This window comes from Pseudomonas reidholzensis, assembly GCF_900536025.1.
Lineage (GTDB): Bacteria > Pseudomonadota > Gammaproteobacteria > Pseudomonadales > Pseudomonadaceae > Aquipseudomonas > Aquipseudomonas reidholzensis.
Genome location: NZ_UNOZ01000013.1, coordinates 529987 through 553363, shown reverse-complemented (window position 1 = coordinate 553363; position 23377 = coordinate 529987). Strand labels below are relative to the sequence as shown.

The window sequence follows — 23377 nt, the reverse complement described above, 5'->3', positions numbered from 1 at the left end:
TATTCCCAAAGTGTTCCCAAAATGCTCCCTTTTACAGGGAGGGCGCGGGCAAACATCAATGAAATCAAGCACTTGTATGGCGGAAGCGTAGAGATTCGAACTCTAGGATAGTTGCCCATCGACGGTTTTCAAGACCGTTGCCTTAAACCACTCGGCCACGCTTCCGGAACAGCATTTTGCGGGCGCCATAATACCGTAATGAAACACGCTGTCAAACTCTCTGTGTCGCGGGCTGCGGCGGCTCTGGTATGCTCTGAGCATCCATAGGTTTCAACCCCACAGGAGTGTCGCCATGCGCGAACAGGATTATGCCGTACAACACGGCCAGCAGGTCGAGCAGCGCGAGGTCAGCAAGGTCCTGCGCAACACGTACAGCCTGCTGGCGCTGACCCTCGCCTTCAGCGGCGTAATGGCCTTCGTCGCGCAACAGATGCGCGTCGGCTACCCGAACATCTTCGTCGTGCTGATCGGCTTCTACGGGCTGTTCTTCCTGACCAACAAACTGCGTGATTCGGTCTGGGGCCTGGTTTCCACCTTTGCCCTGACCGGCTTCATGGGCTTCATCCTTGGCCCGATCCTCAACCGCTACCTCGGCATGGCCGGTGGCGCTGAAGTGGTCAGCTCGGCCTTTGCCATGACCGCACTGGTGTTCGGTGGCCTGTCGGCCTACGTGCTGATCAGCCGCAAGGACATGAGCTTCCTCAGCGGCTTCATCACCGCGGGCTTCTTTGTCCTGCTGGGCGCCGTGGTTGCCAGCTTCTTCTTCCAGATCAGCGGCCTGCAACTGGCGATCAGCGCTGGCTTCGTGCTGTTCTCGTCGGTCTGCATCCTGTTCCAGACCAGCGCGATCATCCATGGTGGCGAGCGTAACTACATCATGGCAACCGTCAGCCTGTACGTGTCGATCTACAACCTGTTCATCAGCCTGCTGCAGCTGTTCGGCATCATGGGCCGTGACGACTGATTGTCGACCGATCGCAAAAAGCCCGCTTCGGCGGGCTTTTTTGTGGGCGAGGCACTGATGTGTGGAGACTGATGGCGCCATCGTGGGCAAGCCCGCGCCTACAGGGCGGGCGGTGACGGGGCGACAAATGCGCGCGAAAGCTACCCCAATCGCCACGCGCCCCGTAGAATGCGCTCCTTTTTTCTTCCGGGGCAGCTTCCCATGAGTTCCATCGAACAAGGGCCTGGCGCCGCAGCGCCTGCCAATGAACTGGTCCTTGGCCTAGAGGACAAGCCGCGGCCGCTGATCGGCATGCTGGCTGCCCTGCAGCACCTGCTGGCGATCATCGTACCGATCGTCACCCCTGGCCTGCTGATCTGCCAGGCACTCGGTGTGTCGGCGCGTGACACCAACCTGATCGTGTCGATGTCGCTGGTGATCTCGGGCATCGCCACCTTCGTCCAGTGCCGGCGTTTCGGGCCATTTGGCGCGGGGCTGCTGATCGTTCAAGGCACCAGCTTCAACTTCGTCGGGCCGCTGATTGCCGGCGGCGCGCTGATGGTCAAGCAAGGCACGCCGGTGGAGGGCGTGATGGCGGCGATCTTTGGCGTGGTGATCGCGGGCTCGTTCGTCGAGATGGGCGTGTCGCGCATCCTGCCGTTCATCAAGCGCCTGATCAGCCCGTTGGTCACTGGCATCGTCGTGCTGATGATCGGCCTGACGCTGATCAAGGTCGGCCTGATCAGCATGGGCGGCGGCTTTACCGCGATGGGCAACGGTACCTTCGCCAACGGCGAGAACCTGCTGCTGTCGGGCGTGGTGCTGGCGATCATCGTGCTGCTCAACCGGATCCCGGTGGTGTGGATGCGCAGCTGCGCGATCGTCATCGCCCTGGCCGTGGGCTATGCGTTGGCCGGCTACATGGGCCGCCTGGACTTCACCGGGATGCACGAGGCGGCGCTGTTCCAGGTGCCGATGCCGCTGCACTTCGGCCTGAGCTTCTCCTGGGCGCTGTTCATCCCGATGCTGGTGATCTACCTGGTGACTTCGCTGGAAGCCATCGGTGACGTCACCGCGACCAGCAAGGTGTCGCGCGAGCCGGTCGAAGGCCCGGTGTGGATGCAACGGATCAAGGGCGGCGTGCTGGTCAATGGCGCCAACTCGCTGCTGGCCGGTGTGTTCAACACCTTCCCCAGCTCGATCTTTGCCCAGAACAACGGGGTGATCCAGCTGACCGGTATCGCCAGCCGCCATATCGGCATCTGGATCGCCGCGATGCTGGTGCTGCTGGGCCTGCTCCCAAGCGTGGCCGGGGTGATCCAGGCCGTGCCGGAGCCGGTGCTGGGTGGCGCCGCGATGGTGATGTTCGGGGCGGTGGCGGCGTCGGGGATCAACATCCTTGCCAGCACCCGCCTGGACCGCCGCGCGCTGCTGATCATCGCCGTGTCGCTGGCCTTGGGCCTGGGCGTGGCGCAGGTGCCGGAGTTCCTCGCGCACATGCCATCGGCGCTGCGTAACGTGCTGGAGTCTGGCGTTGCCACCGGCGGCATCTGTGCGCTGGTGCTGAACTGGTTCCTGCCTGAGAGCAAAGAGCAGCACTGACCTGCAGCCTGATCCAGCAAGAGCCCGCGCCGACAGACGCGGGCTTTTTTGCTTTATCATGGCGCCATTACGTTGCAAGAGCCTCCCATGAAATTCGCCATTGCGGTTTTTTCCCCGGCCCATGCGCCCTCCTCGCGCCGCGCCCTGCGCTTCGCCGAGGCGGCCCTGGCCGGCGGGCATGAGATTGCCCGCTTGTTCTTCTACCAGGACGGGGTGCACAGCGCCTCGGCCAACGTCGTCGCGCCCCAGGATGAGGTCGACGTGGCCGCGCAATGGCGCGCCTTCATCGACACCCACCAGCTCGACGCGGTGGTCTGCATTGCTGCCGCACTGCGCCGTGGCGTGCTGGATGAGACCGAAGCCCACCGCTACCAGCGCCCGGCCGTGAACCTGCCGGCGCCGTGGGAGTTGTCGGGCCTGGGCCAGTTGCACGAGGCGGCGCAGCTTGCCGACCGCCTGGTCTGTTTCGGAGGCGATTGAAATGGCCAAATCCCTGTTGATCATCAGCCGCCAGGCGCCGTGGGCTGGCCCGTCCGCCCGCGAGGCACTGGACATCGCCCTCGCCGGCGGCGCCTTTGACCTGCCGCTGGGCATGCTGTTTCTCGATGACGGCGTGTTCCAGCTCGACGACGGCCAGCAGCCTGCCACGCTGCAACAGAAGAACCTCGCCGCCAACCTGCAGGCACTGCCGATGTTCGGCGTCGACGAACTGTTCGCCTGTGGCCATAGCCTCGCCGAGCGCGGCCTCGACGCGGGCAGCCTGGCGCTGCCGGTCGAGGTGCTGGACGACGCGGCGCTGGCCGCGCTGATTGCCCGTTTCGACCAGGTGGTAACGCTCTGATGACGACCCTGCATGTAATTGCCCACTCGCCCTTCGGCGACAACCGCCTGGCCAGTTGCCTGCGCCTGCTCGGCGCGGACGATGCCGTGCTGCTCTGCGGCGATGCGGTGTACGCCCTGCGTGCCGGCACCGAGCCGCAGCGCCTGGTACAAGCCGCGCAACTGGACAATCGGCTGTTCGCCCTCGCCGAGGACCTGCAGGCCCGTGCCATCAACAGCGACCTGGCCCAGGCGGTGGACTACCCCGCGTTTGTTGCGCTGTCGCTGCACTACGACAAGGTAAACAGCTGGCTATGAGCACTCTGACTGTCGGCGACCAGCAGATCGCCCTGGATAAGGACGGCTTCCTGGTCGACCTGCAAGACTGGTCGCACCCCGTCGCCGAGGCCCTCGCCGCCCGCGAGCAGATTGCGCTGAGCGACGCTCACTGGGAGATCCTCGAAGTACTGCGCCAGTTCTACCAGGAGTTCGAGCTGTCGCCGGCCACGCGCCCGCTGATCAAGTACACCGCGCTCAAGCTGGGCCCGGACAAGGGCAACAGCCCGCACCTCAATCGCCTGTTCAACGGCACTCCCGCCAAACTCGCCGCCAAGCTGGCGGGCCTGCCCAAGCCGACCAATTGCATATGACCGAACTGTTGCCAGCACCGCCCCCACTGACCCTGGAAACCCCAGCCGAGCACCCCTTCGCCGAATTCGTCCGCATCTTGGGCAAAGGCAAGCGTGGCGCCCGCGGCCTGACCCGCGAAGAAGCCCGCGCCGCCATGACCCTGCTGCTTGAAGGGAAGGTCGAAGACACCCAGCTTGGTGCCTTCCTGATGCTGCTGCGGCACAAGGAGGAAAGCGCCGAGGAGCTGGCCGGCTTCACCGAAGCCCTGCGCGCTCACCTGCAGGCGCCCCAGATCGCCGTCGACCTCGACTGGCCGAGCTATGCCGGCAAGAAGCGCCACCTGCCGTGGTACCTGCTGGCGGCCAAGTGCCTGGCCGGCAACGGCGTGCGCATCATGTTGCACGGCGGTGGTGCCCACACGGCCGGGCGGATGTACACCGAGCAACTGCTGCAACTGCTCGAGATCCCGCTGTGCCGCGACTGGCAGGCACTGGCCCGCACGCTCGACGAACAGCGCCTGGCGTTTTTCCCGCTGCAGGACTGGGCGCCGCAATTGCAGCGGATGATCGACCTGCGCAACACCCTCGGCCTGCGCTCGCCGATCCACTCGCTGGCACGGGTGCTCAACCCACTGGGCGCGCGTTGCGGCCTGCAGAGCATCTTCCACCCCGGCTACCAGGCGGTGCACCGCGAAGCCAGCCGCCTGCTCGGCGACCACGCGCTGGTGGTCAAGGGGGATGGCGGCGAGATCGAGATCAACCCGGATGTCGCCAGTCATCTGTACGGCACCTCGGGCGGCGAGAACTGGGACGAGGAGTGGCCCGCCATGAGCGCCCAGCGCCATGTCAAACCGGCCAGCCTGGAGCCTGCCCATCTGCTCGCGGTGTGGCGCGGCGAGGCCCAGGACAGCTACGGCGAGATGGCCGTGGTGGCGACCATTGCCCTGGCCCTGCGCGGCCTCGGCCACACGCGCGAGCAGGCGTTCGAGACTGCCCGAGGTTATTGGGCCGCCCGCAAAAACATCGAATAATCCGATAGGAAAGGCGCAGTCTTTGCGCTATTTATTCGAACGATAATCCCTAGACTGGGCTCCAACGACAAACCCTTTTGTTCCGAGGAGCTCCCCATGGGCCTTTTGATTGACGGCCGCTGGCACGACCAGTGGTACCAGACCAGCAAGGACGGCGCGTTCCAGCGCGAGAACGCACAACGCCGCAATCAGCTGCCCGCCCCTGAAGCCGGCCGCTATCACCTGTTCGTCTCGCTGGCCTGCCCGTGGGCTCACCGCACCTTGATCCTGCGCGCCATCAAAGGCCTGGAGCCGCTGATCGACGTGTCGGTGGTGAGCTGGCTGATGGGCGAGCACGGCTGGACCTTCGACCAGGCTGAAGGCTCCACCGGCGACCGCCTCGACGGCTTCGACTACCTGCACCAGCGCTACACCCAGGACGACGCCAACTACACCGGCCGGGTGACCGTGCCTGTGCTGTGGGACAAACAGGAAAAGCGCATCGTCAACAACGAGTCGGCCGAGATCATCCGCATCTTCAACTCAGCCTTCGACGAGTTGACCGGCAACCGCCTGGACCTCTACCCCGAGGCCCTGCGCACGACCATCGACGGCCTCAACGAGCGTATTTATCCGGCGGTGAACAACGGCGTTTATCGCGCAGGCTTCGCCACCTCGCAGGATGCCTACGAGGCTGCCTTCGATGAGGTGTTCAATGAACTGGATTACCTGGACGACCTGCTCAGCCGCCAGCGCTACCTGGCCGGTGAATACCTGACTGAAGCGGATGTGCGCCTGTTCACTACCCTGGTGCGCTTCGATGCGGTGTACCACGGGCACTTCAAGTGCAACCTGCGGCGCTTGAGCGACTATCCGAACCTGTCGAACTGGCTGCGTGAGCTGTATCAGTGGCCTGGGGTGGCGGGCACGGTGGATATGGAGCATATCCAGAAGCACTATTACATGAGCCACAAGACCATCAACCCGAATGGGATCGTGCCCAAGGGGCCGCTGCAGGACTTTGGTTTGGCGCATGATCGCGAGCGTTTGGTTGGGCGGGGGATCTGGGAGCGCAGCTAATTCGGCTTTCACTCAAGAACCTGGGGCTGCTTCGCAGCCCTTTCGCGACACAAGGCCGCTCCCACAGGTTCATCGCCGCTCATGAGAGTAGCGCTGAACCTGTGGGAGCGGCCTTGTGTCGCGAAAGGGCTGCGAAGCGGCCCCAGTGCACTATTCCTGGGTCCCTTCGAACCAGGCCAGCTTCTCGCGCAACTGCACCACTTCCCCGACAATCACCAAGGTCGGCGCGTGCACTTCATGCCGGGCCACCAGGTCCGGCAAGTCTGCCAGGGTCCCGGTAAACACCCGCTGATTGCGCGTAGTGCCTTGCTGCACCAGCGCGGCAGGCGTGCTGGCCGCGCGGCCGTGGCGGATCAGTTCGGCGCAGATGGTCGGCAGGCCAACCAAACCCATGTAGAACACCAGGGTCTGCGCCGGCGCCACCAGGTCATTCCACGGCAGGTTACTGGTGCCGTCCTTGAGATGCCCGGTCACGAAGCGAACCGACTGGGCATAGTCGCGGTGAGTCAGCGGGATCCCGCCATACGCGGAGCAGCCACTGGCCGCGGTAATGCCCGGCACCACCTGGAACGGAATGCCATGCTCGGCCAGCTCTTCGATCTCTTCGCCACCCCGGCCGAAGATGAACGGATCGCCGCCCTTGAGGCGCAGCACACGCTTGCCCTGCTTGGCCAGGTCCACCAACAGCTGGTTGATCTGCTCCTGCGGCACCGAATGGTCGGCGCGGCGCTTGCCGACATAGATGCGCTCGGCGTCACGCCGGCACATGTCGATGATGGCGGGCGCCACCAGGCGGTCATACAGCACCACGTCAGCCTGCTGCATCAGGCGCAAGGCGCGGAAGGTCAGCAGGTCCGGATCACCCGGGCCAGCCCCCACCAGATACACCTCACCGCCCTGCTGCACCGGCGCACCGTCGACCATCGCCTGCAACAAGCGCTCGGCCTCGGCACCCTGCCCCGCCAGCTGGCGCTCGGCGATCGGCCCCTGGAACACGGTCTCCCAGAAGCCGCGACGCTGGTTGACGTCCGGGTACAAGGTTTTCACCTGGTGCCGAAAACGCGCTGCCAGGCCGGCCAGTTCGCCGTACGCCGAAGGGATCCAGGCTTCCAGCTTGGCGCGGATCAGTCGTGCCAGCACCGGCGCATCGCCGCCACTGGACACCGCCACGACCAGCGGCGAACGGTCGACGATCGCCGGGAAGATCACCGTGCACAAGGCCGGCGCATCCACCACGTTGACCGGCAGGCTGCGCGCCTGCGCCTCGGCCGAGACCTGGGCATTCAGCGCAGGGTCGTCGGTCGCCGCGATCACCAGCCGGCAACCGTCGAGGTCGCCGACTGCATAGCCACGCACGCGGACTTCACCGCCACCCTCGCGGGCCATGGCGGCGAGCTCGGCGTCGACTTCGGGCGCAACCACCCGCAGCGCGGCGCCGGCATCGGCCAGCAGGCGCGCCTTGCGCAAGGCGATTTCACCACCGCCGACGACCAGTACCCGGCCGCCCTGCAGCTTGTGGAACAGCGGCAGGTAATCCATTTAGCCGATGACCTCGACGCCACCCATGTACGGCTTGAGGACGTCTGGCACGCGGATCGAACCGTCGGCCTGCTGGTAGTTCTCGAGCACCGCGACCAGGGTCCGGCCAACGGCCAGGCCGGAGCCATTGAGGGTGTGTACCAGCTCTGGCTTGCCGGTTTCCGGGTTGCGCCAGCGGGCCTGCATGCGGCGCGCCTGGAAGTCGCCGCAGTTCGAGCAGGAGCTGATCTCGCGGAACTTGTCCTGGCTCGGTACCCAGACTTCCAGGTCGTAGGTCTTGACCGCGCTGAAGCCCATGTCGCCGGTGCACAGGGCCAGCACGCGGTACGGCAGCTCGAGCAGTTGCAGTACGCGCTCGGCGTTGGCGGTCAGGCCTTCGAGGGCTTCCATCGACTTCGAGGGCTCGACGATCTGGACCATCTCGACCTTGTCGAACTGGTGCTGGCGGATCATGCCGCGGGTGTCGCGGCCCGACGCGCCGGCTTCACTGCGGAAGCACGGGGTGTGGGCGACGAACTTGATCGGCATCTGCTTGGCGTCGATGATCTCGCCGGCGACGATGTTGGTCAGCGACACTTCGGCGGTCGGGATCAGGTAGAAGTCGGCCTCGCCCTCGCGGGAGATCTTGAACAGGTCTTCCTCGAACTTCGGCAGCTGGCCAGTGCCTTGCAGGGCCGGCGCCTGTACCAGGTACGGGGTGTAAGCCTCTTCGTAGCCGTGCTCGCTGGTGTGCAGGTTGATCATGAACTGCGCGAGCGCACGGTGCAGGCGCGCGATCGGGCCGCGCAGCAGGGCGAAACGCGCGCCGGACAGCTTGGCCGCGGTCTCGAAGTCCAGGCCACCGGTGATCTCGCCCAGGGCGACGTGGTCCTTGACCTCGAAGTCGAACGCGCGCGGGGTGCCCCAGCGACGAACTTCGACGTTGGCTTCTTCATCCGGGCCGACCGGCACGCTTTCATCCGGCAGGTTGGGGATGGTCAGGACGATGCCGTCCAGCTCGGCCTGGATGCTGTCGAGTTCGTTCTTGCCGGCGGCCAGTTCATTGGCCATGCGCTCGACGTCCGCCATCAGCGGGGCGATGTCTTCGCCCTTGGCCTTGGCCTGGCCGATGGACTTGGAGCGGGCGTTACGCTCGGCTTGCAGTTGCTCGGTGCGGGTCTGCACCGACTTGCGACGCTCTTCCAGCGATTCGATGCGCGCGACATCCAGGCTGAAGCCACGGGAGGCCAGGCGGTCCGCCACTTCCTGAAGTTGGCCGCGTAACAGTTTGGCATCGAGCATATCGTTCTCTCGTTATGTGTGTGGTTCAGAATTTGGTTAAGGACAGGCCGGCCCAGGTCGCGAGCAGCCCGCCGACGACGCTGATAGTGGTATAGCCCAAGGCGAGCGGTACTTGCCCGTTTTCCAAGAGGCGCACGGTGTCCAGCGAAAAAGAGGAAAATGTGGTCAGGCCGCCGAGAAAGCCGACGATGAGGCCAGCGCGCAGCTCGACCGGCACCAGCGGCCGGTGCAGAAACAGGCCGTAGAGCAGGCCGATCAGCAGGCAGCCAATCAGGTTGACCGCCAGCGTACCGACATAGAAGTGCCGTGGCCAGTGGGCGCTGACCCAGTTGCTGGTGGCGAAGCGCAGCAGCGTACCGGCAATGCCCCCCGCGCTGACGGCGGCGATCAGTGCGATCACGGCTTTCTCCGTTGCCGAGGGCTGGTGCGGTCGAGCTCGGCGAGGTGGCGCAGCTTCTCGCCGATTTTCAGTTCCAGGCCGCGCGGCACCGGCTGATAGTAGGCGCGTGGTTCCAGGGCATCCGGGAAGTAGTCTTCGCCGGCCGCATAGGCATCCGGCTCGTCATGCGCGTAGCGGTATTCTTCGCCATAGCCGAGTTGCTTCATCAGCTTGGTCGGCGCGTTGCGCAGGTGCAGCGGCACCTCCAGCGAGCCGTGCTCGGCGGCTTCGCGCATGGCCGTCTTGAAGCCGACGTAGACCGCGTTGCTCTTCGGTGCGCAGGCGATGTAGGTGATCGCCTGGGCCACCGCCAGCTCGCCTTCGGGGCTGCCGAGGCGCTCCTGCACGTCCCACGCTGCGAGGCACAGGCTCAAGGCGCGCGGGTCGGCGTTGCCGATGTCTTCGCTGGCCATGCGCACCACCCGGCGGGCGATGTACAGCGGGTCGCAGCCGCCATCGAGCATGCGCGCGTACCAGTACAGGGCGCCGTCGGGGTTGGAGCCGCGCACGGACTTGTGCAGGGCCGAAATCTGGTCGTAGAACGCCTCGCCGCCCTTGTCGAAGCGCCGGCGGCTGTCGCCGAGCAGGCTTTGCAGCAGCTCGACGCCGATCTCGCCACCGTCTTCGGCGAGGTCCGAGGCGTTTTCGAGGAAGTTGAGCATGCGCCGGCCATCGCCATCGGCGGCGGCCATGAGCATCTTGAAGGCGTCGTCGCCGACCGTCAGCTGACGCTTGCCCAGGCCACGCTCTTCGCTCAGTGCGCGGTCGACCAGCTTGCGCAGGGCCGGCTCGTCGAGGCTTTTGAGCACATACACGCGGGCCCGCGAGAGCAAGGCGTTGTTCAGTTCGAAGGACGGGTTCTCGGTGGTGGCACCGATGAAGATCAGCGTGCCGTCTTCGACAAACGGCAGAAAGGCGTCTTGCTGGGACTTGTTGAAGCGGTGCACTTCGTCGACGAAGAGGATGGTCCGCCGGCCGTACTGGGCGGCCTGCTGCTTGGCCACCTCGACCGCCTGACGGATCTCCTTGACCCCGGCGAGTACCGCCGAGACCGTCTCGAAGTGCGCGTCACAGAACTGCGCCAGCAGCCGCGCCAGGGTGGTCTTGCCGACCCCGGGCGGGCCCCAGAAGATCATCGAGTGCAGCGCACCCTGTTCCAGCGCCTCACGCAGCGGCTTGCCGCGCGCCAGCAGGTGCTCCTGGCCGACATACTCGTCCAGGTTGGACGGGCGCAGGCGGGCAGCCAGGGGCTGGGCGACGGGTTCGCTTCGAAACAGGTCCATGACGCTCTCTGGTTACTCCTGGATGACGTCGGCGCCAGCCGGGATCTTGAACTGGAACTTGTCGGCCGGGACCGGCTGGTTGGCCTTGACCCCATTGAACAGGATATTGGTACGCTGGCCAACGCTGTCGATCAGCTGCATGTCGTTGATCAGGCCTTTGCGGAACGACACGCGCAGCGAGTCGAACAGGGTGTCCTTGGTCTTTGGCTTCAGGGTGAAGTCCATCACCTCGCCCTGCTCCTTGGAGACGATGTCGAAGCTCTGGCTGATCTTCGACACGTCACCCGACAGCAGCAGCGCCGGGGTCTGGTTCAAGCGCTGGTCGAGCTTCTTGACCGTGGCCTGCTCCAGGTCCGGGTCCCACAGGGTGACGTTCTTGCCGTCGGACACAACGACCTGCTCCTGTGGCGCGTCGGTGTGCCAGTAGAACAGGCCAGGACGCTTGACCGTCATCTTGCCGGTGGTCTCCTGCAGGCTGGTGCCGCCGGCATCCAGGGTCAGCTGGGAGAAGTTGGCTTCGATGGTCTGCGACTTCTCGAGCAACTGGGTCAAACGCGCCACGTCCTGCTCACCGGCCTGGGCCGACAGGGTGCCCAGGGTCAGGGCAGAAACCAACAGCATGCGAATCGCGCGCATGGGAATCCTCGTAGAACAGTGAAGGGGCCGGGCGCCCGCGTGGGCGCCCGGCAAGGTGATCATCAATCGCGTGGGCCGCCCGGAGCAATCACTTCGCGCGAGCCGTTGGTGTTCATCGGGGTAACGACGCCGGCCATTTCCATCGACTCGATCATCCGCGCAGCGCGGTTGTAGCCGATCTTCAGCTTGCGCTGCACCGCGGAAATCGACGCACGCCGGCTTTCCAGGACGAACTGCACGGCTTCGTCGTACAGGGCATCGGTTTCAGCGTCATCACTGTCGCCGCCGCCACCGCCGCCATCAAAGCCGCTGCCGGCTTCTTCGACACCGGCCAGGATGTCGTCGTTGTAGTCCGGCGCGCCGCGCAGCTTCCACGCCTCGACCACGCGGTGGACCTCTTCGTCGGAAACGAAGGCGCCGTGCACGCGGATCGGCAGGCTGGTGCCCGGCGGCATGTAGAGCATGTCGCCGTGGCCGAGCAACTGCTCGGCGCCGCCCTGGTCGATGATGGTCCGCGAGTCGATCTTGCTCGACACCTGGAACGCCATACGCGTCGGGATGTTGGCCTTGATCAGGCCGGTGATGACATCCACCGACGGCCGCTGGGTAGCCAGAATCAGGTGAATACCGGCCGCCCGCGCCTTCTGCGCGATACGGGCGATCAGCTCTTCGACCTTCTTGCCGACGATCATCATCATGTCGGCGAATTCGTCGACCACCACGACGATGGTCGGCAGGGTCTTCAGCGTCGGCGGCACGTCGTCCATGCTTTCACGGCGGAACAGCGGGTCGTGGATGACCTCGCCGGCTTCCTCGGCGTCCTTGATCTTGCGGTTGAAGCCGGCCAGGTTACGCACGCCCATGGCGGCCATCAGCTTGTAGCGCCGTTCCATTTCGGCGACGCTCCAGCGCAGCGCGTTGGCGGCGTCCTTCATGTCGGTGACGACCGGGCACAGCAGGTGCGGAATGCCTTCGTAGATCGACAGCTCGAGCATTTTCGGGTCGATCATGATCAGCCGCGCGTCTTCCGGGCCGGACTTGAACAGGATCGACAGGATCATCGCGTTGACCCCCACCGACTTACCGGAGCCGGTGGTACCGGCCACCAGCAGGTGCGGCATCTTCGCCAGGTCGGTGATCACCGGCTTGCCGCCGATGTCGTGGCCCAGGGCCAGGGCGACCGGCGACTTGGCCTCGTCGTACTGCGACGACGACAGCACCTCGGAGAAGCGCACCATCTGGCGGTTCTCGTTGGGGATCTCGATGCCCACGGTGGTCTTGCCCGGGATCACCTCGACCACCCGCACGCTGGTCACCGCCAGCGAACGGGCGAGGTCCTTGGCCAGGTTGGAGATACGGCTGACCTTGACCCCGGCCGCCGGCTGGATCTCGTAGCGGGTGATCACCGGGCCCGGGTGGATCGAGTCGACCGAGACTTCGACACCAAACTCCTTGAGCTTGATTTCCAGCAAATGGCCGACGCCGGCCAGGGATTCTGGCGAGTATTCGATCTTCTTTTCTTCGGCCGGATCGAGGATCGAGATCGACGGCAGGGTGCCTTCCACGGCGCTGTCGACGAACAGCGGGGTCTGCTTCTCTTTCATCACCCGCTTGCTCGGCTCGGGTGCTTTGACCGGCGCAGGCATGATCACCGGCGCGGGCTGCTGCTCGCGCTGGGCAACGTGTTTGGTCAGCGCATCGTCGCGCTCGATGATGCGCTCGCGGGCCTTGATCTGCTCGCGCTTGTCGGCGACCACCGGGGCCACCACCACTTCGACCTGCTCGTCCACTTCACGCAGCTGGGCGACCAGGCGCTTGCGCTCGTTGCGCGCTTCCCACCAGCGGTTGGCTGCGCCTTGCACCAGCTCGAACAGGTCGAGGGTGATCTTGCCGGTGAGGTCCATGACCTTGAACCACGACAGGTCGGTGAACACCGTCAGGCCGAACAGGAACAGGGCAATGAACATCAGCGTGCTGCCCTGCACGTTGAGCAGGCTGCGCGCCAGGTCGCCGAGGCTCTCGCCCAAGGCGCCACCGGCGGAAAACGGCAGGCTCGCCGACGGGTGGAAATGGATATGCGCCAGCGCCGCGCCCGACAGCACCAGGAACACCAGGCCGATCAGCCGCCAGGAGAACAGCCAGCCGCTCCACTGCCACGGCTGGTGGCGTTCGCGGAAGATCTGCCAGGTCTTGATCGCCAGCAGCAGCGGGAAGATGTAGGCGAAGTAGCCCAGCACCATGAACAGGATGTCGGCGAAGTAGGCCCCGGCGCGGCCGGCGGCGTTCTGCACCTGGTCGACATTGCTGGTGTGGGTGAAGCCAGGGTCGGCCGTGTCGTAGGTCACCAGGGCCATCCACAGGTACAGGCACAGGGCACCGACGGCGATCAGCGCACCTTCCTTGAGGCGGTAGTGCAGCTGCTGTCGCCACAGGGGCACAGGCAGAGGGGGCGGAGTTGCGGTGGATTTCTTCAAAACGCGTCTATTCCTGCGCTTGCTGCGCGTCCAGTAGTGATCGACCCGGTGTTCGGCCAATGAACCACTACTTTTAACATTACTGCCCGCCCGCCGCCATGGCGGCACGCCCTACGGGGCGTGAAAGGGGCAATCTTCGATGCCTGCAATTTGAGCATGCATTTTCTTTTGTGACAAAGGCTTATGCTGTGTTTTTGCACAGGTGTGACAACAAAGCGTGCGGTTGGTGCCGGATGGCGCATGAATGTGCAGGAAATCGGCTATCACGATGCCAGCTCTGGCCTCTTCGCGGGTAAACCCGCTCCCACAGGGTTGGCGGCAAACTCTGTGGGAGCGGGTTTACCCGCGAAGAGGCCAGCCCAGCTACCACGCGCGCAGCGATTGACCTCGATTCCCCGCCGCGCCATGCTGGTCGCCCTCCCCTCCCCCACCGCATTAGACGACCATGCTCACCTGGCTGACCCGCGACTCGCTGACCTTTCCGCCGCTGGCCAAGGCCCTGCAAGAGCCCAACGGCCTGCTCGCCGCCGGTGGCGACCTGACCCCCGAGCGGCTGGTCCAGGCCTACCGGCATGGCTGCTTCCCGTGGTACCAGGATGGCCAGCCGATCCTCTGGTGGTCGCCCGACCCGCGCACGGTGATGTTCCCCGATGAGCTGCACGTCTCGCGCTCGCTGGCCAAGCTGATCCGCCAGGGGCGCTACCAGGTCAGCTTCGACACAGACTTCGCAGCGGTCATCGCCGCCTGCGCTGCGCCGCGCGACTACGCCGACGGCACCTGGATCACCGACACCATGCAAGCCGCGTACTGCGAGCTGCACCGGCGCGGCATCGCCCACTCGGTGGAAGTGCGCCAGGACGGCGAGCTGGTGGGCGGCCTGTACGGCCTGGCGATGGGCCAGCTGTTTTTCGGCGAGTCGATGTTCAGCCGCGCCGACAATGCCTCCAAGGTCGGTTTCGTGACCCTGGTCGAGCACCTGCGCGCCGCCGGCTTCGTCCTCATCGACTGCCAGATGCCGACCAACCACCTGCACAGCCTGGGTGCCCGCGCGATCAGCCGCGAGCACTTTGCCGAGCACCTGGCGCGCCACCTCGATCAGCCCAACAACGCCTCTTGGGTTCGCTAGGCGAGTTGCCATAGCTGGCTTACACTTAATCCAAAGTCTTGCCGAGGGGCTGATCATGACAGAGTTGGCGCGCTTGAAGTTCTATGCCACTCAACCCCACTCGTGCAGCTACCTGCCGGACGAACAAGCGACCACGCTGTTCCTCGACCCTAGCCAGCCGATGGACGTGCACGTCTACGCCGACCTCTCGGAAATGGGTTTTCGGCGCAGTGGCGACCACCTCTACCGCCCGCATTGCCAGAACTGCAATGCCTGCGTACCGGCGCGCATCCCGGCGGCGCGGTTCATCCCCAACCGCCAGCAGCGGCGGATTCTCAAGCGCAACGCTGACCTCACCGTCACGGCCGCGCGCCCGGCGTTCAAGGAAGAATATTTCGACCTGTACCGGCGGTATATCGAGCAGCGCCACAGCGATGGCGACATGTATCCACCCAGTCGCGACCAGTTTTCCACCTTTTTGGTGCGCGATCTGCCATTCTGCTGGTTCTACGAGTTTCGCCTCGAAGGCCGCCTGCTGGCGGTGGCCGTCTGCGATATGCTGCCCAACGGGCTTTCTGCGGTGTACACCTTCTACGAGCCGGACGAAGAACGCCGCAGCCTGGGGCGCTTCGCCATTCTCTGGCAGATTACCGAAGCGCTGCGGCAGAACCTCGATGCGGTCTACCTTGGCTACTGGATCAAGAACTGCAAGAAGATGAACTACAAGACCCAGTACCGTCCTATCGAACTGCTGATCAACCAGCGTTGGGTCAGCCTCAATTGAAAGCATTGGCTTGAAAAACTCTTTTCGGGCATAATCCACGCCACTTTTTTGCCCGGTGCAGTTGCGCGTCGGGCCTACACTGGATACCGAGGGCTTTACTGCATGTCGAAAGAAGACAGCTTCGAAATGGAAGGCACTGTCGTCGACACCCTGCCCAACACCATGTTCCGCGTGGAGTTGGAAAATGGGCACGTCGTAACCGCGCATATCTCCGGGAAGATGCGCAAGAACTACATCCGTATTCTCACTGGCGACAAGGTCCGCGTCGAGCTGACGCCTTATGACCTGAGCAAGGGCCGCATCACCTACCGCGCCCGTTAAGCTCCAGCCATGAAAAAGCCCGGCCAATGTGCCGGGCTTTTTTGTGGGCGCTGAAACCTGGGGCCGGCTTGCGGCCCCAGTCAGTGCGGTTACGCCACCTCGGCCGTGGTTTCGAAGTCGAACACCAACTCGTCATCCCGCAGCTCGATGTGCACCACGCCGCCATGCTCGGCCAGCTCACCGAACAGGATCTCCTCGGCCAACGGCCGTTTGATCTTGTCCTGGATCAGCCGCGCCATCGGCCGCGCACCCATCTGCACGTCATAGCCACTGGCCGCCAGCCAGCCCCGCGCCTCGTCACTGACCTCAAGCAGCACACGCTTGTCTTCCAGCTGAGCCTGCAGTTCGATAAGGAACTTGTCGACGATGCTCTTGATCGTCTCGTGGCTCAGGCGACCGAACTGGATAATGGTATCCAGGCGGTTGCGGAACTCAGGCGTGAAGCTCTTGCGGATGACTTCCATCGCGTCGGACGCATGGTCCTGGTGGGTGAAGCCGATCGAGGCCCGCGCGGCGGTTTCAGCGCCGGCGTTGGTGGTCATGATCAGGATCACGTTGCGGAAGTCCGCCTTGCGCCCGTTGTTGTCGGTCAGGGTACCGTGGTCCATCACCTGCAGCAGCAGGTTGAAGACTTCCGGGTGAGCCTTCTCGATCTCGTCGAGCAGCAGCACGCAGTGCGGTTGCTTGGTGATCGCCTCGGTCAGCAAGCCGCCCTGATCGAAACCGACATAGCCCGGCGGTGCACCGATCAAGCGCGAAACGGTATGCCGCTCCATGTACTCGGACATGTCGAAGCGCACCAGCTCGACGCCCAGGGCCTTGGCCAGCTGACGCGCCGCCTCGGTCTTGCCGACGCCGGTAGGGCCGGCGAACAGGAACGACCCGACAGGCTTGTCAGGCGCCTTGAGGCCCGCACGCGACAGTTTGATCGCGGTGGACAGCGAGTCGATCGCCGGGTCCTGACCAAACACGGTCAGCTTCAGGTCACGCTCCAGGTTACGCAGCAGCTCTTTGTCGGAGCTGGACACGTGTTTTGGCGGAATACGCGCGATCTTGGCGACGATGTCTTCGACCTGGGCCACTTCGATGCGTTTGACGCGGTTCTGTTCCGGCTGCAGGCGCTGGTAGGCACCCGCCTCGTCGATCACGTCGATGGCCTTGTCCGGCATGTGCCGGTCATTGATGTAGCGGGCCGCCAGCTCAGCCGCGGCGCGCAGCGCCTCGTCGCTGTACTCGATGTGGTGATGGGTCTCGAACCGCCCTTTCAGGCCGCGCAGGATGCCCACGGTGTCTTCCACCGACGGCTCCGACACGTCGACCTTCTGGAAGCGCCGCGCCAGGGCGCGGTCCTTCTCGAAGATGCCGCGAAACTCCTGGAAGGTGGTCGAGCCGATGCAACGGATATCACCCGACGAGAGCAACGGCTTGAGCAGGTTGGAAGCATCCATCACCCCGCCCGACGCCGCACCGGCACCGATGATGGTGTGGATCTCGTCGATGAACAGGATCGCCTGCGGACGTTTGCGCAGCTCGCCGAGCAGCGCCTTGAAGCGCTTCTCGAAATCGCCGCGGTACTTGGTACCGGCCAGCAGCGCACCCAGGTCGAGCGAGTAGACCACGCTCTGGGCGAGCAGGTCAGGCACCTGGCCGTCGACGATGCGCTTGGCCAGGCCTTCGGCGATGGCGGTCTTGCCGACACCGGCCTCACCCACCAGCAACGGGTTGTTCTTGCGCCGACGGGCAAGGATCTGCGCAACACGCTCGACCTCCTGCTCGCGACCCACCAACGGGTCGATCCGGCCTTGACGGGCCAGCTCGTTGAGGTTGGCGGCGTAGGCATCCAGAGGGTTGCTCGAAGATGACGTTTCGCCGCCCTCCTCGTCCTGCATGTCCTGGTCGCTGTCGGTGTTGGGCCCATGGCCAGGCACCTTGGAGATGCCATGAGCGATGTAGTTGACCACGTCGATGCGGGCCACGCTCTGCTGCTTGAGCAGGAACACGGCCTGGCTTTCCTGTTCGCTGAAGATCGCGACCAGTACGTTGGCGCCGGTCACTTCGCGCTTGCCGGAGCTTTGCACGTGGAACACGGCACGCTGCAGCACGCGCTGGAAGCCCAGGGTTGGCTGGGTTTCACGGTCTTCGTCGTGCACCGGAATCAGCGGCGTGGTGGAATCGATGAACTCCTGCAGGTCGTGCTTGAGCTTGTCGAGATTGGCGCCACAGGCGCGTAGAACGGTTGCGGCCGCCTCATTGTCAAGGAGTGCCAGCAGCAGATGTTCGACGGTCATGAACTCATGACGTTTCGAACGGGCCTCCTTGAAGGCCAGATTGAGGGTGACTTCGAGCTCGCGGTTTAACATAGCTTCACCTCATACCCAAGTGGTCGGCGATTAACCGTCCTTCTCGATTTCACAGAGTAGCGGATGCTGGCTTTCCCTGGCGTATTGGTTGACCTGCATGGCCTTTGTTTCGGCGATGTCACGGGTAAACAATCCGCACACTGCCCGTCCCTCGGTATGGACAGTCAGCATGATCTTGGTCGCCAGCTCGCGGTTCAGACTGAAGAACGTCTCGAGCACTTCGACGACGAAATCCATCGGTGTGTAGTCATCGTTGAATAAAACCACCTTGTACATCGGTGGCGCCTGCAGGATCGGTTTGGCTTCCTGAACCGCCAGACCGGAGCCATCGTCCTCGTTGGTTTGAGGACGATCCTGATTGAATGTTAGTCGAATCTGACTGTGTGCATGCATGGAAAGAATTTCATCACATCGACAGGTTAGGGTAGTGGGTTGACCGTACAGGCCGCCGTCGACGCGGGCGCCGCATGACCTTGACTATCGGCAAAACGGTGTTACAACCAATAAGAACCCACCGTGGTCGATAAAGATCCGCGCAGTCAACCAGATTTTTTCGCAAGGTTCGTATGCGGATGACGTGGATGATACTCCAGTGATGGAGTCCTTTGCAGAGGGACATAGGGATGGCAAGCGGTAAAGTCAAGTGGTTCAACAATGCCAAGGGCTACGGATTCATCAACGAAGACGGCAAAACCGACGATCTGTTCGCCCATTATTCGGCGATCCAGATGGAAGGTTACAAGACGCTGAAGGCCGGCCAAGCGGTGAGTTTCGACATTGTCCAGGGACCCAAGGGCCTGCATGCAGTGGCGATTCGCGCGGCGGGTGCCGAAGCCCTTGCCCCAGCCCCCGTCAACCCGGCCACTGAAGACCGCCGAACCGAAGCCTGAATACCCTGCTATCTGCCGGTATACGAAAAAACCGGTCGCTTCTTTACCGAAGCGACCGGTTTTGTTTGCCTTACATATGCTTGATCAGCGCCTCACCGAAGCCTGAACTGCCCACCAGCGTGGCGCCGTCCATCAGGCGCTCGAAATCGTAGGTGACGGTCTTGGCCGCGATCGCACCGTTGGTCCCCTTGATGATCAGGTCGGCGGCCTCGGTCCAGCCCATGTGCCGCAGCATCATTTCCGCTGACAGAATCACCGACCCCGGGTTGACCTTGTCCTGCCCGGCGTACTTGGGCGCGGTGCCGTGGGTCGCTTCGAACATGGCAACGGTATCGGACAGGTTGGCGCCCGGCGCGATACCAATGCCGCCGACCTCTGCGGCCAATGCGTCGGACAGATAGTCGCCGTTGAGGTTGAGGGTAGCGATCACGTCATACTCGGCCGGGCGCAGCAGGATCTGCTGGAGCATGGCGTCGGCAATCGCATCCTTGACCACCACTTCCCGGCCGGTGCGGGGGTTCTTGAAGCGCATCCACGGGCCGCCATCGAGCAGCTCGGCGCCGAACTCCTCCTTGGCCACCTCGTAGCCCCAGTCCTTGAACGCACCCTCGGTGAATTTCATGATGTTGCCCTTGTGCACCAGGGTCAGCGATTCGCGGTCGTTGTCGACCACGTACTGCAGCGCCTTGCGCACCAGGCGCTTGGTGCCCTCGCGGGAGACCGGCTTGACGCCGATGCCGCAGTCCTGGTCGAAGCGGATCTTGGTGACGCCCATTTCTTCCTTGAGAAACTTGATCACCTTGATGGCTTCAGGCGAGCCGGCCTTCCACTCGATGCCGGCGTAGATATCCTCGGAGTTCTCGCGGAAGATCACCATGTCGACATCACCGGGCTTTTTCACCGGGCTCGGCACGCCCTCGAACCACACCACCGGGCGCAGGCAGACGTACAGGTCGAGCTGCTGGCGCAGGGCCACGTTGAGCGAACGAATGCCACCGCCCACCGGCGTGGTCAGCGGCCCCTTGATCGACACCACGTACTCGCGCACCGCGTCGAGGGTTTCCTGCGGCAGCCAGGTGTCCTGGTCGTACACCTGGGTGGCTTTTTCGCCGGCATAGACCTCCATCCAGGCGATCCTGCGCTTGCCGCCGTAGGCTTTGTGCACCGCGGCGTCGACCACCTTGATCATCACCGGCGAGACATCGACGCCAATCCCGTCGCCCTCGATGAAGGGAATGATCGGGTTGTCGGGCACGTTGAGCGAATGGTCTGCATTGACGGTGATCTTGGAACCGTCCGCCGGCACCTTGATTTTCTGGTATCCCATGCTTGCACTACTCCGCTGTCGGGTGTGTTTGGACATCGTGCGATCCACTCAGCCTAAACCACATCTGCCGACCTGCAAGGTTACTGGCGCCAAGGATCGCGCATCCCCCGCAGCAGCGGCGTTGCCCGCAAAATGCCGCCCACGGGCCTGCGGCATCACGCCACATTGCCGCTTAGTCTTTGGTCTTATAAACGCGCTGATACCACTTGGCCTTGCTGATTAGCCCAAAGGGTTTGGTATACTCCGGCCCTGACCGCAGGGTCATCGGGGCGAACCCTTGCAGATACTGGCTCGCCCTCGGCCAAGAATGGCCAAAAAGCCTGGGCTGTTACCGCAGTTCAGCACTTGACGCTCGACTGATGCATCCACCATCACCGCTCGCAGCCTCTCGACTATCCGCTCATGGCGTCGCCGGAGCGAAGCGCCTACCTGCGCACCACGAGACTCGAGTACGCTCAGCACACAGAGAGTTAACCCGCATGCCCACCCGTTCCAAGATCATCTATACCTTCACCGACGAAGCCCCCGCCCTCGCCACCTATTCGCTGCTGCCGATCATCGAGGCGTTCACCGCTTCGGCCGACATCGCCGTCGAAACGCGCGATATCTCCCTGGCAGGCCGTATTCTTTCGGCATTCCCGGAGCAACTCGGCGCCGACAAGCAGGTAGCCGATCATCTGGCGGAGCTGGGCCAACTGGCCACCACCCCTGACGCCAACATCATCAAGCTGCCGAACATCTCGGCTTCGGTCCCGCAGCTGAAAGCGGCGATCAAAGAGCTGCAGGCCAAGGGCTACAACATCCCTGACTTCGCCGACGCACCGGCCACTGCCGACGAGAAAGAGTCCCGCGCGCGCTACAACCGCGTCATGGGCAGCGCCGTGAACCCGGTCCTGCGTGAAGGCAACTCCGACCGCCGCGCTCCGCTGTCGGTCAAGAACTACGCGCGCAAGCACCCGCACAAGATGGGTGCCTGGGCCGCCGACTCCAAGTCGCACGTCGCTCACATGAGCCAAGGCGACTTCTACGGCAGCGAAAAGGCCGCACTGATCGAGGCTGACGACAGCCTGCGCATCGAGCTGGTCGACAAGAACGGCACCACCACCGTTCTGAAAGAAAAGACTGCGGTCAAGGCGGCTGAAGTCATCGACTGCGCCACCATGAGCCGCAAGGCCCTGAAGGCCTTCATCACCGAGCAGATCGCTGATGCCAAGGCCTCCGGCGTACTGCTGTCGGTGCACCTGAAAGCGACCATGATGAAGGTCTCCGACCCGATCATGTTCGGCGTCATCGTCGAAGCGTTCTACGGCGAAGTGCTGAGCAAGCACGCCAGCGCCCTGGCTGACGTCGGCTTCAACGCCAACAACGGCATCGGCGACCTGTACGCCCGCATCAAGGACCTGCCAGCCGAGCAGCAGGCCCAGATCGAAGCCGACATCCAGGCCCTGTACGCAGTGCGTCCGGCCCTGGCCATGGTCAACTCCGACAAAGGCATCACCAACCTGCACGTGCCGAGCGACGTCATCGTCGACGCCTCGATGCCGGCCATGATCCGTGACTCGGGCAAGATGTGGAACACCGCCGGCGAGCTGCAAGACGCCAAGGCGATCATCCCGGACCGTTGCTACGCCGGTATCTACCAGGCCACCATCGAAGACTGCAAAGTCAACGGCGCGCTGGACCCGACCACCATGGGCAGCGTACCGAACGTCGGCCTGATGGCGCAGAAAGCCGAAGAATACGGCTCCCACGACAAGACCTTCCAGATCAAGGCCGACGGCGTCGTGCGCGTGGTCGATGGCAAGGGCAAGGTCGTGCTCGAGCAGACCGTCGAAGCCGGTGACATCTTCCGCATGTGCCAGACCAAGGACGCGCCGATCCAGGACTGGGTCAAGCTGGCCGTCAACCGCGCCCGCCTGAGCAACACCCCTGCGGTGTTCTGGCTGGACCCGGCCCGCGCCCACGACGGCGTGATGATCGAGAAGGTCCAGCAGTACCTGAAGGACCACGACACCGCCGGCCTGGACATCCAGATCCTGGCACCGGTCGAGGCCATCAAGTTCTCCCTGGCCCGTATCCGCGAAGGCAAGGACACCATCTCGGTGACCGGCAACGTGCTGCGCGACTACCTGACCGACCTGTTCCCGATCATGGAGCTGGGCACCAGCGCCAAGATGCTGTCGATCGTGCCGCTGATGAACGGCGGTGGCCTGTTCGAAACCGGCGCTGGCGGTTCGGCACCCAAGCACGTGCAGCAGCTGGTCGAAGAAAACTTCCTGCGTTGGGATTCGCTGGGTGAGTTCCTGGCCCTGGCCGCGTCCCTGGAGCACCTGGGCGAGACCTACGCCAACCCACGCGCCAAGGTCCTGGCCAACACCCTGGACCAGGCGACCGGCAAGTTCCTCGACAACAACAAGTCGCCATCGCGCAAGGTCGGCGGTATCGACAACCGCGGCAGCCACTTCTACCTGACCCTGTACTGGGCAGAAGCCCTGGCCGCCCAGTCCGACGACGCCGCGCTGCAAGCGCGCTTCGCCCCGCTGGCCAAGACCCTGGCCGAGAACGAAGCGACCATCGTCGCCGAGCTCAACGCCGTGCAGGGCAAGCCAGTCGACATCGGTGGCTACTACGCCCCGGATGCCGAGCTGACCGCCAAGGTGATGCGCCCAAGCCAGACCCTCAACAGCGCCATTGCCGCCCTGTAAGGCCTGCTTGAAGTAACACCACAAACCCCGGCCACGCACCGGGGTTTGTGCTTTTTTGGCACAGGGAGCCGCCTTGCGGCTCTTCGCGGGTAAACCCGCTCCCACAGGTACCGCGCAAAGCCTCGAGGCGACGCCGCCCCTGTGGGAGCG

Annotated in this window: 22 protein-coding genes and 1 tRNA gene; 13 read left to right on the top strand and 10 right to left on the bottom strand. The window is 64.0% G+C overall.

Translation table 11 applies throughout. The features are described from left to right. Positions 1 to 77 precede the first annotated feature (77 nt). Positions 78 to 165 (bottom strand) — tRNA-Ser (locus tag CCOS865_RS10560). A gap of 127 nt (positions 166 to 292) precedes the next feature. On the opposite strand from CCOS865_RS10560, the gene CCOS865_RS10555 reads away from it, so the two are divergent. The 8 genes from CCOS865_RS10555 (at position 293) to CCOS865_RS10520 (ending at position 6083) form a co-directional block, all read left to right on the top strand. Further along, positions 293 to 964: a Bax inhibitor-1/YccA family protein gene (locus CCOS865_RS10555; protein WP_119140474.1), complete on the top strand. Its 672-nt coding sequence runs from the start codon at positions 293 to 295 to the stop codon at positions 962 to 964. A 201-nt stretch (positions 965 to 1165) separates the two neighbouring features. Further along, entirely contained in the window at positions 1166 to 2545 is a 1380-nt protein-coding gene (locus CCOS865_RS10550; protein WP_119140473.1) for a nucleobase:cation symporter-2 family protein, read from the top strand. Between the two features lie 87 nt (positions 2546 to 2632). Beyond that, positions 2633 to 3025, top strand: coding sequence for a sulfurtransferase complex subunit TusD (tusD, locus tag CCOS865_RS10545; RefSeq protein WP_119140471.1), 393 nt, complete (start codon positions 2633 to 2635; stop codon positions 3023 to 3025). Position 3026: 1 nt separating this feature from the next. Continuing rightward, the gene (tusC, locus tag CCOS865_RS10540) at positions 3027 to 3386 is read left to right on the top strand and encodes a sulfurtransferase complex subunit TusC (RefSeq protein WP_119140469.1); all 360 of its coding nucleotides are present in this window, start codon (positions 3027 to 3029) and stop codon (positions 3384 to 3386) included. Next, positions 3386 to 3682 (top strand): sulfurtransferase complex subunit TusB, encoded by a 297-nt coding sequence (tusB, locus tag CCOS865_RS10535; RefSeq protein WP_119140467.1) that lies wholly within the window; start codon positions 3386 to 3388, stop codon positions 3680 to 3682. Before tusC ends, tusB begins: the two co-directional genes overlap by 1 nt. Then, positions 3679 to 4014 (top strand): TusE/DsrC/DsvC family sulfur relay protein, encoded by a 336-nt coding sequence (locus CCOS865_RS10530; RefSeq protein ID WP_119140465.1) that lies wholly within the window; start codon positions 3679 to 3681, stop codon positions 4012 to 4014. The genes tusB and CCOS865_RS10530 overlap by 4 nt, the downstream gene beginning before the upstream one ends. Next, positions 4011 to 5024, top strand: a complete 1014-nt coding sequence (locus tag CCOS865_RS10525; RefSeq protein ID WP_119140463.1) for a glycosyl transferase family protein — start codon at positions 4011 to 4013, stop codon at positions 5022 to 5024. The genes CCOS865_RS10530 and CCOS865_RS10525 overlap by 4 nt, the downstream gene beginning before the upstream one ends. A 96-nt stretch (positions 5025 to 5120) precedes the next feature. Next, positions 5121 to 6083, top strand: coding sequence for a glutathione S-transferase family protein (locus CCOS865_RS10520; RefSeq protein WP_119140461.1), 963 nt, complete (start codon positions 5121 to 5123; stop codon positions 6081 to 6083). Positions 6084 to 6233: 150 nt separating this feature from the next. Here CCOS865_RS10520 and cysG read toward each other — a convergent pair whose 3' ends face one another. From cysG to ftsK, 6 genes are all read right to left on the bottom strand, one after another. Beyond that, positions 6234 to 7622, bottom strand: a complete 1389-nt coding sequence (gene cysG, locus CCOS865_RS10515; RefSeq protein ID WP_119140459.1) for a siroheme synthase CysG — start codon at positions 7620 to 7622, stop codon at positions 6234 to 6236. Continuing rightward, the gene (gene serS, locus CCOS865_RS10510) at positions 7623 to 8903 is read right to left on the bottom strand and encodes a serine--tRNA ligase (RefSeq protein ID WP_119140457.1); all 1281 of its coding nucleotides are present in this window, start codon (positions 8901 to 8903) and stop codon (positions 7623 to 7625) included. It abuts the gene before it with no gap. Positions 8904 to 8928: 25 nt separating this feature from the next. Continuing rightward, the gene (crcB, locus tag CCOS865_RS10505) at positions 8929 to 9303 is read right to left on the bottom strand and encodes a fluoride efflux transporter CrcB (protein WP_119140455.1); all 375 of its coding nucleotides are present in this window, start codon (positions 9301 to 9303) and stop codon (positions 8929 to 8931) included. After that, positions 9300 to 10625, bottom strand: coding sequence for a replication-associated recombination protein A (locus CCOS865_RS10500; protein WP_119140453.1), 1326 nt, complete (start codon positions 10623 to 10625; stop codon positions 9300 to 9302). Before CCOS865_RS10500 ends, crcB begins: the two co-directional genes overlap by 4 nt. 12 nt (positions 10626 to 10637) lie before the next feature. Next, the gene (lolA, locus tag CCOS865_RS10495; protein WP_119140451.1) at positions 10638 to 11261 is read right to left on the bottom strand and encodes an outer membrane lipoprotein periplasmic chaperone LolA; all 624 of its coding nucleotides are present in this window, start codon (positions 11259 to 11261) and stop codon (positions 10638 to 10640) included. 62 nt (positions 11262 to 11323) lie between these two features. Continuing rightward, the gene (gene ftsK, locus CCOS865_RS10490; protein ID WP_119140449.1) at positions 11324 to 13735 is read right to left on the bottom strand and encodes a DNA translocase FtsK; all 2412 of its coding nucleotides are present in this window, start codon (positions 13733 to 13735) and stop codon (positions 11324 to 11326) included. A gap of 445 nt (positions 13736 to 14180) precedes the next feature. Between ftsK and aat the strand changes: the two genes are divergently transcribed. The 3 genes from aat to infA all read left to right on the top strand — a co-directional run bounded on the left by aat (position 14181) and on the right by infA (position 15945). Continuing rightward, on the top strand, positions 14181 to 14861 hold the full coding sequence (aat, locus tag CCOS865_RS10485; protein ID WP_119140447.1) for a leucyl/phenylalanyl-tRNA--protein transferase: 681 nt from the start codon (positions 14181 to 14183) through the stop codon (positions 14859 to 14861). A gap of 55 nt (positions 14862 to 14916) precedes the next feature. Further along, positions 14917 to 15624 carry an arginyltransferase gene (locus CCOS865_RS10480; protein ID WP_119140445.1) on the top strand — a complete coding sequence of 236 codons (708 nt, stop codon included), beginning with the start codon at positions 14917 to 14919 and terminating at the stop codon, positions 15622 to 15624. 102 nt (positions 15625 to 15726) lie between these two features. Further along, positions 15727 to 15945: a translation initiation factor IF-1 gene (gene infA, locus CCOS865_RS10475; RefSeq protein ID WP_002553999.1), complete on the top strand. Its 219-nt coding sequence runs from the start codon at positions 15727 to 15729 to the stop codon at positions 15943 to 15945. An 89-nt stretch (positions 15946 to 16034) separates the two neighbouring features. Here infA and clpA read toward each other — a convergent pair whose 3' ends face one another. Both clpA and clpS read right to left on the bottom strand, forming a co-directional pair. Then, entirely contained in the window at positions 16035 to 18305 is a 2271-nt protein-coding gene (gene clpA, locus CCOS865_RS10470) for an ATP-dependent Clp protease ATP-binding subunit ClpA (RefSeq protein WP_119140443.1), read from the bottom strand. Between the two features lie 30 nt (positions 18306 to 18335). Continuing rightward, a complete protein-coding gene (gene clpS, locus CCOS865_RS10465) occupies positions 18336 to 18698 on the bottom strand; it encodes an ATP-dependent Clp protease adapter ClpS (protein ID WP_119140441.1) in 363 nt (120 codons plus the stop codon). A 230-nt stretch (positions 18699 to 18928) separates the two neighbouring features. Between clpS and cspD the strand changes: the two genes are divergently transcribed. Next, complete coding sequence (cspD, locus tag CCOS865_RS10460) at positions 18929 to 19195, top strand: cold shock domain-containing protein CspD (protein ID WP_119140439.1); 267 nt, start codon at positions 18929 to 18931, stop codon at positions 19193 to 19195. A gap of 70 nt (positions 19196 to 19265) precedes the next feature. Here cspD and icd read toward each other — a convergent pair whose 3' ends face one another. Beyond that, positions 19266 to 20522, bottom strand: coding sequence for an NADP-dependent isocitrate dehydrogenase (gene icd, locus CCOS865_RS10455; RefSeq protein ID WP_119140437.1), 1257 nt, complete (start codon positions 20520 to 20522; stop codon positions 19266 to 19268). 479 nt (positions 20523 to 21001) lie between these two features. Here icd and CCOS865_RS10450 point away from each other — a divergent pair, with 479 nt between their 5' ends. After that, the gene (locus tag CCOS865_RS10450; RefSeq protein ID WP_119140435.1) at positions 21002 to 23227 is read left to right on the top strand and encodes an NADP-dependent isocitrate dehydrogenase; all 2226 of its coding nucleotides are present in this window, start codon (positions 21002 to 21004) and stop codon (positions 23225 to 23227) included. Positions 23228 to 23377: the final 150 nt, after the last annotated feature.